6 protein-coding genes are annotated in these 12385 nt (G+C 45.7%); all 6 read right to left on the reverse strand.

What is annotated here, in order from left to right; all coding sequences use genetic code 11:
* Position 1: 1 nt before the first annotated feature.
* Genes H8B21_RS14800 through H8B21_RS14825 form a run of 6 tightly spaced genes read right to left on the reverse strand, consistent with a single transcriptional unit; the run spans position 2 to position 12380 of the window.
* Complete coding sequence (locus H8B21_RS14800; RefSeq protein WP_190314529.1) at positions 2 to 2791, reverse strand: sugar-binding domain-containing protein; 2790 nt, start codon at positions 2789 to 2791, stop codon at positions 2 to 4.
* 12 nt (positions 2792 to 2803) lie between these two features.
* Positions 2804 to 4402 (reverse strand): glycoside hydrolase, encoded by a 1599-nt coding sequence (locus H8B21_RS14805; protein WP_190314530.1) that lies wholly within the window; start codon positions 4400 to 4402, stop codon positions 2804 to 2806.
* Positions 4402 to 6003: a hypothetical protein gene (locus H8B21_RS14810; RefSeq protein ID WP_223815053.1), complete on the reverse strand. Its 1602-nt coding sequence runs from the start codon at positions 6001 to 6003 to the stop codon at positions 4402 to 4404. Before H8B21_RS14810 ends, H8B21_RS14805 begins: the two co-directional genes overlap by 1 nt.
* 30 nt (positions 6004 to 6033) lie before the next feature.
* Positions 6034 to 7755 carry a RagB/SusD family nutrient uptake outer membrane protein gene (locus H8B21_RS14815; RefSeq protein ID WP_190314531.1) on the reverse strand — a complete coding sequence of 574 codons (1722 nt, stop codon included), beginning with the start codon at positions 7753 to 7755 and terminating at the stop codon, positions 6034 to 6036.
* Between the two features lie 11 nt (positions 7756 to 7766).
* The gene (locus H8B21_RS14820) at positions 7767 to 10580 is read right to left on the reverse strand and encodes a SusC/RagA family TonB-linked outer membrane protein (RefSeq protein WP_190314532.1); all 2814 of its coding nucleotides are present in this window, start codon (positions 10578 to 10580) and stop codon (positions 7767 to 7769) included.
* Positions 10581 to 10616: 36 nt separating this feature from the next.
* Positions 10617 to 12380, reverse strand: coding sequence for a RagB/SusD family nutrient uptake outer membrane protein (locus tag H8B21_RS14825; protein ID WP_223815054.1), 1764 nt, complete (start codon positions 12378 to 12380; stop codon positions 10617 to 10619).
* Positions 12381 to 12385: the final 5 nt, after the last annotated feature.

A 12385-nucleotide genomic window follows, 5' to 3' on the forward strand; every position in this document is an offset into this window, starting at 1 on the left:
ATTATTCACTTTTAAAAATTTGTTCGATCATTTCTATGCTTACCTCGTCTTCTGGAGAAAAATCCGGACTCATGGCATATTTTTTCAAACTATACAGAAATTGACGCGCAACCGGACGTTCCTCCATTTTATTTTTCAGATCCACACTGGTAACTAAGAGGCTGCCCTTACCTACCTTAGCTTCGAATACCAATCCGATCTTTCGCGGATTGTTCCAATCCGGAACCATTTGCACCAAAGGCTTCAGCCCAAACGGAAGATGATCCAGTACCATCGGTTTAGAGCGAGCTACAACATCCCACCACTGCCAGTTAGAATGGAATTGGGTCGGAAAATTTTCCAAGGCAGGTGACTGCGGATCGCAAAGGATACCCAATAAATTGGGCGGCATACCAGACCATACGGTATTCCAGGAAATTCCCGAGAAAACCGGATCCGCATCCGAATGAATAGCACCCGTATCGGCCATCAACAGCACTTTCCCACCTTTTTCGAGATAGCGTTTGGTTTTATTATCTAACCGATCGGCGATGAGCATCTCTTTCGTATTCACTTCCAGCAGTTGGGCCGGATATACCCAGATGTCCCATTCGTTGCTAATGGGTGTTCCCGGTACCTCCATAACTAAATCCAGATTTACCGCCTGATCGATATCTGCCAGTGGGATCGATAGTTCACCCAGCGTAATGGGGCTTCCTACGGGAATGGTTTGCTTAGCAAATTCTCCCTCGGCATGTATTTTTCCATCCGGATATCGTAACGACCAGTGTACAGTGGTTTCCTCCATGGGAGAATCACCAAAATTGGCAAATTGCGCAGTCGCTCGAAAAACCTGATCGTTGGTCCAAGTAAAAGATTTGGTCCTTAACAACGGTACTCTAGACGATTGGAACCGACGAAATTCATCTGCGCTGACATAAGGCTTGGGATCCCAAAAAATATCAACAACACCTACCGGCGCTGTTCCCTGCCCTGGAAAGTCGTTCAATTGCAACATGTGGTAGCCCCCAAATTTTGGTGTTCTTAAATAAGACTCCACCTCTTCCTTCTTCATAACGACGGAAAACCTGCCCGAAGCCCGTGTAAAATCTTCTGCCTGATCCAACATTTTCCGATCCCGTAGCAATTCCCTGAACAATTCGTAATTATACGGTTTTAATACACCCGTATATTTAGGAATCTCGTCAAAATTTGGATATACGCACCACTGCCCGATTTCGTGGGTAATCATGGGAACATCATTTTTTACCACGTAATCGGAATAATCGTATTCAGTATCTAAAGGTCGAACATTAAATCGGCTCGTTAAACCTTCCCTCCATCGATGCGGACGAGCACCATACAAAACATGGTATTCACTTTCCGGGATCAGCGGATAGGCGGCACTTCCCGTATATAGACGCCGAGCATCAGAGGCTTTCCAATGGGAGACCTGTTCGCTCAAAAACTCCTTTACCTGCGGACCGACCATTTCATTGCCTTCGCAAAACATAATGAACGACGGATGATTGCCGTAGGTCTTTAATATTCGATCGGCTTCCTCCTTTAGAAAGCGATTCACTTCGGCATCTTTTCCAACGGTAAAACGCCAATCGGGATTCTCTACCTGTAGATAAAAACCTAGTTGATCAGCTGCCTGAAAAGCAGCTTCCGGAGGACACCAAGTATGGAAACGCATAGCATTCAATCCATAGGCTATACAGGTATTAAATATACGAAGCCATTCCTTTATATCCGTCGGAGGATAGCCGGTAAGTGGAAATTCCGCGCTATTGACCGTCCCTCTAATAAACGTCGGCCGACCGTTGAACACAAATTGTGTCCCCTGAACCCCCAGCTCCCTTAAGCCATAAGTAACCGAACGTCGGTCTTTCAAGAACGCATCCTGCCCCTTGGCATCGAGCTGAACCGTCAGTTCATATAGGGCCGGATTAAACTCATCCCACAGCTGTAGATCGGATCCGAGGTCAAGTTCTCTTTCCACAAAAATGACCGAATCTTTCCCGGCAAAATCAAGCTGTGTTAAGGGAAAAGATATTGGATTGTCCGAATTGACCACTTTGTTGCCAAAGGTAAGCGAACCTTGTACGTCGGATTGTGTTTCATTGGCAATCTCCATACGTACCTTCGCCTTTTTCGCAGGAATGTCGGGATATACCTGTATATCCTTAAGAAAAACCTTATCAAATGCCTGTAAACGAATTTCACCTACAATCCCATTCCAGTTCGTCTGTGTTTCGGCACTGATGGCATGCGCATATTCCAAGTCGTAAATTTTATCATTATTTACCCGTATACGGACGGTATTTTTTTTACCGGGCTGGACCAGGCTGCCTACGTCATAGACATGAGGTACAGATAAACTCTCTTTTTTTCCGGCAGGTTTTCCATTCACCCATACGCGCGTTTCCCAATGTGGACGTTCAAGGAAAAGCTCCACTGCCTTATTCTCCCATTCCTCTGGCACGAAAATTTCCTTTTCATACCAGGCTATGCCTTTATATTCAAAAGCACGGGTCAGCCGTATCGAGGTCATATCCAGTGTTTTGTTGCCTTTGCCAGCTTGATCGGTAGAGCCCGGAAGCGTGATGGTTTCTGTCAGTTGTGGAAGCAGTTGAACACCGTTGCTGTTGATGCCTGTCTCAAAGGGATCCAACTTAAATTTCCAGATACCTTCTAACGGGAGCACGTTATCTGGACGGCGTTCGATCTCCTGGGCGGAGAGCTGTGGAAAGTTCAGGAGCAATATCAATAGAATGACGGCAGAAAAAATAAAGTGTACGAATTTCATAGAACATTAACGTTAGAGATAGGTTGCAACCACTGTCACAACGGATTTAGAATTTAATTTAATTTGATTGGCACTTGCAGTTGATTTTTCAAGATTTCGGTGCGCATCGGTTGTATATACATTTACTTGCTCATCAGTCAGTTTAAAGGACGCTGATAAGTCGGTAAGCTCGAGTGTTTTTTCCTGATCTTGTGGATTAACCAGAACCACAACCAATTTTTTTTCGGTTTCATCTTTATAGGCAGATACCATCAATGTATTAGCTGCTTTTATCGGATCCGGCATATCTTTTACCGTTGCCTCAATTCGTTGCATTCCCGGACGGATAAATCGCGCAAAATTACCGAAAGACCACAGTTGTTTAGAATCTAATACTACACCATCTTCCTTACTGCCCGAAGGATCCATTTTTCCGTCGGGCGTGTTGATGTATACCAGTGCATCACTATAATCATAAGGGCTCATAGCCAACCACCAATGCCAGGCACTTACGTTGGCAATCGCCAGGTCATGGTGCAGTACTTTAGCCACGTATAGACCATAGTCCATACCTGTATTACGCGGGTAACCACTGTATTGATCACAGATATTCCCCAAGATCCCGAATTCGGTTTGCCAGGTTTCCAACGTCGGTTCTACCTGATTCACCTTGGCCGCAATTTGCTGGCGAACAGAAATCATATTATCATCCGGACAGGTCGTGAAGTAGCTATGGCCGGAAATCGCCTTTCTTACCTGAGGCAGATTACCAATATAGTTTGGTGAAGTGGAAGAAAAAAACTGGTTTATCTGATCACCCCTACCGTCGTTATTCCGCGAATATAAAAAGTCCCACTGCCCGGCCTCTCCGATCACGATCTCCGCGTTTCCCTCCTTCATTTTATCAGACAGTAATCGTGTTAAGGCGGCTATTTCAGAATTTTCAGCCTGCGTTCCTTCCTGGCTTGCGCCATCTTCTTTTCCCCACTGCCATTGCGGTTCGTTTACAGGGCTTAAGAAATCAAACTGAAAGTGTTCCGTTACCTTCGCCATAAAATCGGCATAAGCTTCCAGTTTCCCTTCTTGAATATTCAGGGCTGTACCGGTCGGTAGGTTATAGGCCTTTCCATTTTTTGTCATGAAGACTGGCGGTGTTAAGGAAAAACCAAGGGTATGTTTCACGCCGCGAGATTTGGCGGCCTGTAAGAACCATTGCTGTCCTTGCTGCTTGCTCCAGTCGTACTCACCAGCCTCGTTTAGAAAACATTCCTCCCGGCGCCACTCGTCGGCGATATTACTTTCTTTTCCTTGTTCATAACTACCTCCCCCGATATTAAATCTCCATAAGGATAAACCAATCCCTATTGGATTACCGTTATCGAGTGTGTCGGTACTAAACAAGAGATCCGCTACCTGGTTTTTCTTTTTGTCGTCAGCCCATTGTCCGACGAACTTACCAGACCAGCAATCTGATGCGCCGAAGCTATGGATCGTTTGTTTGACTACACCTGCATCGATCTCCACCCGAATATGTGCGTCGATATCTGTGGTTGGTTTTTCTGTTGTTGTGGGCTTACCACAAGCCATGGTAAGCCATAAAAAATGTATAAATAAATTGTTTATCATCATCATTAATTTTCTATTCTCACTAAACGGAATCTTTGTAATGCCAGGTCATAAGATGCTTTATACGTTCCTGCCGGAGACGTCGAAAAGCCCCAATTGGCACCTCCTCCGCTAGGCCCTACTGGCCCAACTATAGTCAGTAAATCGCCGTAATCATCTATCATGTTATTCCGTGCCGCCACTAAGCGAAACCATCCTTTACCCCAAATGTCTCCGCCCAGAACAGCAACCGGAGCGTTCAAACTCATGTTTGAAGAAGCACCATTGGTCGTAAACGTACCTGTAAATAAGTATTTATTTGTCGCATCACGCACAAGTTTGGGGGAGGTTGCTTTTTCCGTCCAATCTGCCGTACCCACAACCGTGGTTCCTGTTACCGCCATATAATCCCATGGCTTGGCGTCAGACCATCCCGGATATTTGACCGCATCATTCATGTTGATATTCGGTGTATAAGACACTGCCCGGACAGTCCGTTGGGTTAGATCCACTGTTATCCTATAATACCCACTTGCCGAAACGGGAAGCTTAAAGGAGGCCGCAGAAAGATCTGCCGTTAGATCTCCAGGGCTGGAAGCACTCATCGCGATGACATTATCCCCATTTAAGCTATAGTTCACTTGCGACTGATTGTTGCCAGTAAAAGGCTTTTCATTGTTCAAGAATGCAATAAAACGGATGTTGTCAGCGCTTTTATTAGGATAATAAATATTCAATGCAAAAGTATTTGTACCTTCCCGTTCCATTGATAGTAGGGTACCTATACCTCTGCTTCCTCCCATATGATCGTAACCTTGGCGGATAACCTCTTCCTCAGACTCGGCATCCGAAAGATACAAGCGATCAGGAAAACCGATGGATATATCACCCCCCACCGTCTTTTTGTTGCCACTTTCATCTACCGATCGTACAATATATTGGTATCGTCCAGCCTTTTCACTCGGAAGTGTAAAGGTTTTTGCGTACTGATAGCTGATTTTCTCTTCATCGCTATCCGGCTCGATAATCTCCTCTTCCATAAACGGCTGTCCATCCGCAGATTCCCCCCATACCCTCACTTCAATCGATGCAATAGCTTCATCCTCGATCGTAGCTTCAATATCTATATCGATAGGTTCGCCCGAAAACCCGAGGTATTGCGTCACAGTGGGTTTTATAATTTCAATTTCAGGTGGCAAAAGATCTGGATCATATCCCGGAATCTGGTTTTTATCCGATAGATCTTCTACGTCTACACTACCTTTAATAATTCCACCTTTTGTATTGGTAATCGTGAATTCGACTAGATGCTTCGTCTTATTCACATCTTTGGCAACCAAGAAGGTGTCAATAATCGTATAGGAGGTTTTATTGTCTACAGTCAATGCAGAGTCAATCTTCCATTCGCCATTTTTAATATGTACTCCGGTGATGCCTTCTGTGTCTTCCAGTTCGGCATGTATCGCCAGTTTATATTCCGGGCCAATCCACAATAGTTTTGCAGAGGCATTCTCTAACTGCGGAAGTGCTGGCGATTCCGTATCGGGAAATACGAGCGTCTTGCTACAGGAAAATAAATAAAATACGACAGCGATGATGCTCAATAATTTCAAGGACAAGGTTTTCATACTGTTTTCTAATTAGTGTACGTTTCTTTCTTACCAGCCCGCATTTTGTGTTAATGCCCCACCACTCTTCAATACTTCCATTTCCGGGATCGGGTATAGATACATTTTCTCTTCAAACACTCGGTTTTCGGCTTTAACTACTAAATAATCAAAGCTGCCGTCCGAATTTCTAGTGATCTGCATAGCCATAATGGGTAGATTCTCCGTTTCCTCCGCAATCTTCCATCGCCGAACATCAAAGAACCGGTGCTCTTCAAAAGCGAGCTCTACCCTTCTTTCATTTTGAATACGTTCGCGCATCTCCTGCTGCGAAAGTCCAGGGGGCAGGATCGGCATTTCCACTCCTGTCCGCCGGCGAATCCGGTCGACCGCGGCTTTCGCCGACATCGAGTAACCATTGGTCGCTTCTGGCCCATAAGCTTCATTCATGGCTTCGGCAAAATTCAGTAGGACTTCAGCATATCGGAATAATAACCAGGTATGTACACTCGATTCGTTTCTGGCTAAATCGAGGTTCTCATCTACGAATTTCCGAAGGTAATAGCCCGTTGTAGTCGCTTTCCTTTTACCCAATCCGTCCAGCCCTCCTATCCATGCTTCGACCGGACGCCCCTTAAATTGCGTGTCATTCGTCAAAATCGAAAAACCTAGGCGAGGATCTCGTCCCTGATATGGATTTTGCGGGTCATATCCAGATCCCGGTTCCGTAATGGGCACGCCCGTAGCTTTCATCTCATAAGCATCGACCAAGTTTTGTGAAGGAGAAGTACTTCCCTGTCCCCCTTGTGTGTATCCTATCGGGTAATTCATTTTTTCAAAATCATTACGGTTCCAGCCCTGTTGTGCAAATATGACTTCCGTGTTTCCATCGGCTCCATTACCCAGTCTAAAAAGGGCTCTGTAATCGCTATGTAGACCATATCGGTTCATCGCAATAATATCATGTGCCGCCTCAGCGGCGTGTTCCCATTTTTCGATGTCGTTGGATGGATTGTGAAGCGGGCTAGCCGCATACAGTAGCAAACGTGCTTTTAAGGCTAAAGCCGCTCCTTTAGTAACGCGCCCGCGCCACTTATCGGAATCAAAGCCTACCCAAGTATCTTTCAAATGGGGCAAAAGGGAATCGCATTCATTTTTTATGAAATCTACACACTCTTCGAAACGCTGCCGTCCTAAACTATTCAATTCCTCCGCACTGTATTTGGTCGTCGTCATGATCGGTACACCGCCATAACGCTTGATAAGCTCAAAATGATAGTAAGCCCGTAGAAATCGCACCTCTGCCCGCAGCCAGGCAATGTCCCGTACATCGTATTCGTATTTGCTTTTATTATCTGCATCCAACGTGTCCCTAAACACGATTTCTTTATAATTTATGGAGTTTTCTAAAAAAAGATTTGCCCGCCGGATGCCCTGATAAAAATGCTGCCAGGCCGATTCGGGATTTTCCACTGCCGTCCACGTACCCAGATTAAATTTCTGAATCAACGAATTGATATCCGCATGGTCGGCTTCGTCACAAGCGGAGGCGAGCATCGCATTATTGATACGATGAAATCCAAATTGACCGAAAAGAAAGGCGTAAACACCGTAACCGGCCTCACTCATACGTTCGTAGTTGACAAATACTTCGTCCTCTCTATAATTGGATTCTATTTCTCTATCCAGATAATGACGGCATCCGACAAAAGTGGATAAAACTACGATTATCGCTACGGTCAAACCCGTGAATTTTATGTAAGAACTGTTCATAATCAAATCCATTAAAAATTAACACTTAGACCCGCTGTATACGTCTTGATAACGGGATAGCCCACGCTCAGCGTTTCGGGATCCACATCCACGTCTAAAGCGTCCCAACTAAATAAATTCAATCCACTGATGTAAACCCTTATTTGTTCCATACCTATTTTTCGGGTCAGACTTGTAGGAATAGAATATCCGAGCTCTACGTTTCGGAGGCGCAGCACATTCCCGTTTCGAACCCAGAAAGTAGACGAGCGGTAGTTATTGGCATTCGGTTCGGTAGTCAACCGCGGAAAGGTAGCCGAAGCGTGTGTTTCGGGAGTCCAATGCCCATTCACCGCCCAGTCAGAAATATTAGCATCGTTGGCAAAAGGCTGGAACATGTATCCATTTAAGTATACACTGCGATTGGCCATCCCCTGCAAAAAGAAGTTTAGGTTGAATCCTTTATAGGTAGCTCCCGCGTTTAGCGCAAAGCTGATCTCCGGATAACTATGGCGACCGATAGCAATTTCGTCGTTTACGTCAATGATTCCGTCGCTATTCTGATCTCGGTATTTTAGGTCACCGGGGCGTACATCCGAAAAAGTGTGTAGCGGGCTCGAGAAGATGTCGCTTTCATCTTTAAAGAAACCAATAGCTTCCAGGCCAAAGTACTGACTGACTGCCCGCCCTTCTCGATAGCTATACGCTTCTTTTTTAGGTGTCTCATAGCTTTCTTTAATTTGGTTACGGACAAAGGAAAACCACCCTCCAACAACATAGCCGACATCACCCGCCTGGCCGTTAAAGTTCATTTCCACCTCTGTCCCATAGTTGATTACCCGCCCTCTGTTTTCCATTTTTCCATCTGTAAAACCAGACAAGGCCGACGTGACATTGCCCATATTGACTAGAATATCCGATCGGTTTTCGTGGAAGAAATCCACATTCAGGCTCAGTTTGTTTTTAAACAGCCGCATATCAGCACCTACATTATAAATCCGTCCTTTCTCCCAGGTTATCTCCGGATTGGCTATTCCCAATTGTATTAGCCCATTGTACCAGGTTTGGCCAGGCCCGAAGTAATAGCCTTGACTGTTTTGCACACCCCAATACTGATTATAATTAAAACGAGATGCTCCCTTATCATTCCCAACAATCCCTGCCGAAGCCCGAATTTTTAGATAGTCCACCAAGGCTTCCTGATTCCAAAACTCCTCTTTATGTACCAGCCATCCGGCAGAAAGCGCGGGAAAGAACCCAAAGCGATGACCGGGAGGATAGTTTTCAAGACCGTAATATGAAAAAGCAGCCTCGAAGTAATACTTCTGTTGGAAGTTATAGTTAAACCGCCCCAACAACGCCTGCATGGCAAAGGGAGATTGATTACCCAGTACAGTATATTGGTCCTGTTGATACATCAGCATTCCACTATATTGATGATCACCAAAGGTTTGCAGGTAGTTAAAGCCCGCCTGAAACAACAAGCGGCTATTTTCATAGTCATTACCGGTTTGTACCGTTAAGTCCGTATCCAATCCGCGCTGAAGAAAATACACCGAATCCATACCCGAAGTAGATTGGGTGTATATCGGCTCAAAATAAGCGTAATTACGCGTTTTGTCGTAGCGGTTCTGAAACAGGTTGTCAAACAGTGCCGCACCAAACACATCGAGACCTTTCGTAATAAAATCCAGTTTTTGGGTCAGCTTGAAATTGGCCTGCACGTTTCTGTCGTGTCGCGATTGGTAGCCCCGTTCCAGCACATCGCCTATTGGATTATTCGGAAAGTTTGCACTGCCGGTCACCGTACCTTCAGGCGTTCTTACAGGATAAAGATTGGGTGCATAAGTAGCCATGTTTTTCCAAAGCGCTTCGGTAGAGACAGGCGGAAATTTACGATCCTGTATATTGCCTCCCAGACCGATCTGCGCTGTTAGATTGCGTGTCACGTTCAAATCCACGTTCGCACGGAAATTCATTGCCTGAAAGCCGATATTGGCATTCCGTTCCTGGTCGGTGTTGGCATAAAGTCCCTGATTGTCCATATAGCCCAGCATCACAAAGTATTTAGCGGTCTCATTACCTCCCCGAAAGGTTAGGGAATAGTCTTGGATGGGAGCATTTTTTTGAAGTACCTCCTCATACCAATTGACGTCGGGATACAAGTACGGGTACGGATCTGTTCCTGCCCGGTAGCCCTCTAGTTGAGTCTGCGTGTACAACCTCGAAAAACCGTCGTTTGCTAAGGCTTCGTTATAGAGTCTGGCATAATCGTAAGAACCGGCAAACTTCGGAAGTTGTGTCGCTTGTTGAGAACCGTAACGCGCGTTGAAGGTAATCTTAACCTTATCACTGATTTCGCCCCGTTTGGTCGTGACGAGCAATACACCGTTGGCGCCTTTCATACCGTATAGCGCTAGTGCTGCTGCATCTTTCAACGCAGTTACACTCTCAATCTCATCGGGAGATATATGGCTCAGGCTATTTATTTGCAAACCATCTAACATGATCAAATGTCCGTTGTTGCCCGTGGTATGTCTGCCTCGGATCATAAAACTCGGATCATCAAATCCCGGGGCACCTCCGTTCTGCGTGATCGTTACCCCCGGCAGCCTCCCAATCAATGCATTCGAGAGTGAGGCTGTATGCGTTTTGCGTAAGGTAAATCCGCTGACGTGTGAGAGGGAGCCTGTCACCGCATCCGAATTTTGGACGCCATAGGCAACGTGAACCAGGGAATCCGCAGGAGGTTCGGTGCCCTGCGCAAGCAAAAATAGCGGCAGCGAACAGCACCCAACCAGAAGGATTCTAAAACCTAGATTATGTCTTTTGAATGGAAATATCATAATTTATTAATCTTTATCATAAAACAAAGCTTATACTTACCAGCCCGGATTTTGAACAATATACCCCAGATCAATTTCGCTGACCCGGAAAGGGTATAAGTACATTTTGTCGTCCCAAACCCGTTCTTCAAACTTTTCTAGTTTGTAAGTTGGTTCCGCTCCCCCAGCGAGCCTCAGGCCATACATCCCTCCCTTCATCACGCCATCCGTTCCCGCGATTTTCCATCGACGTACATCGAAGTACCGGTGTTGTTCAAAGGATAGCTCAACAGCTCTTTCTCTACGGATTTTTTCTCGCATATCCGCTTGGTTAGTGTAGGTATAAGGTGGCATGTCTACCCGCTCGCGGATAGTATTTAAGGCGTCCATTATATCGCCGGATGATCCGTTCGCCTCATTTAAGGCTTCCGCATAGTTCAAGTAGAATTCCGCCAATCGAAAGGTGATCCACTTTGGTGCCGGACTGGATCCGTTGCGTACACCTTTCAGAAATTTGCGCAAAAAACCGACACCATTGTATAGATCCAACAGCCTGCTTTGCTGTTCGTAAAAATGATATACGGTACCGGTACCTCTAGACCATTCCGTACCCGACTGGAATACAGACGCCTGAAAGCGCGGTTCGAGTTCTCCCAATTTCCGTCGATACTCCGCATAGGGATACGCAACGCCCTCCTGCTCATCCCATACTTGATCGGTACCATCTGCTTTTTGATAGAATTTGGTAAAATTGAAGGTTACCCCAATGTTCACCGGATCCGTTCCGGTATATACCACCGTACCGGGAGTCATGAAACGAACGAAATAATTGGTCGCCGTGGGTCCCATCAAACCGGCATCCAGGATGATCTCGTTGACGTTTGGGTTAATAAATATTTCTTCGTAGCGGTCAACGGGGTTCTCTTTTCCCTGATACAGCTCGCACCATCCGCTCTCGTTTTTCGCCCAATCTAGAACAGCTTTGTTTGCATCGGCCGCTATCCGCCACCGCTCAGGATCATAATTTGTATAACCAATCATGGCGCGTAGCGCCGGATCGCTTACCGGCCGGTAAGCACCATCCGAGTTAAACAAGGGGCTCGCTGCATATAAGAGCGTGCGCGCCTTTAATGCCAATGCCGCACCTTTTACAATCCGTCCTCTGTATTGACTAGCGTATGCATTGGGCAGGCTTCTGGCAGCCTCGTCACAACTGTTCACAATAAAATTAACGGTCTCTTCGAAGCTACTACGTGGAATACGCACCTCCGGAATATCTTCTGCCGAAGAAACTTTAAGTACCTTGTCTACAATAGCCACGCCACCAAGACGCTGCATCAAATCGAAGTGCATCAGTGCTCTCAGAAAGATAGCTTCCGCTTTCATCGCTGCTTTTTCCGTCTCTGAAAAAGGTGCCTGATCGATGTTCTCGATAAAGAGATTGGCATTCCTAATCCCCTTATAACAAAACTCGCTTCTAAACTCGTACCAATAAATATCAGACGCACTCCAGTTGCCGGTATTAAACGCTTCCGCACCGGTGAGATTGGCGTAGGCATCTGCTTCGTCTGTTGCTGCCGCCAATATGGTATAGGTTGCACCGTAGTGATAGAAACCACTTTCCGATGCCGCCCAATAGAACGGAAATTCGTATATAGACGCTGTGCTATAGACATTCCATAAAAACTGTTCTGTCTTTTCCTTAGAAGCAAAAATATCCTCTAGCGTCACCTCACTGCTTATCGGCTTTTCCAGGTATTTTTTACAAGAGAAACATACCGTTACACAAGTCAGGATGCTTATTAAAATTATCTTTTTCATGCTCA

The sequence above is a fragment of the Sphingobacterium chuzhouense genome (assembly GCF_014692525.1).
Taxonomy (GTDB): domain Bacteria; phylum Bacteroidota; class Bacteroidia; order Sphingobacteriales; family Sphingobacteriaceae; genus Sphingobacterium; species Sphingobacterium chuzhouense.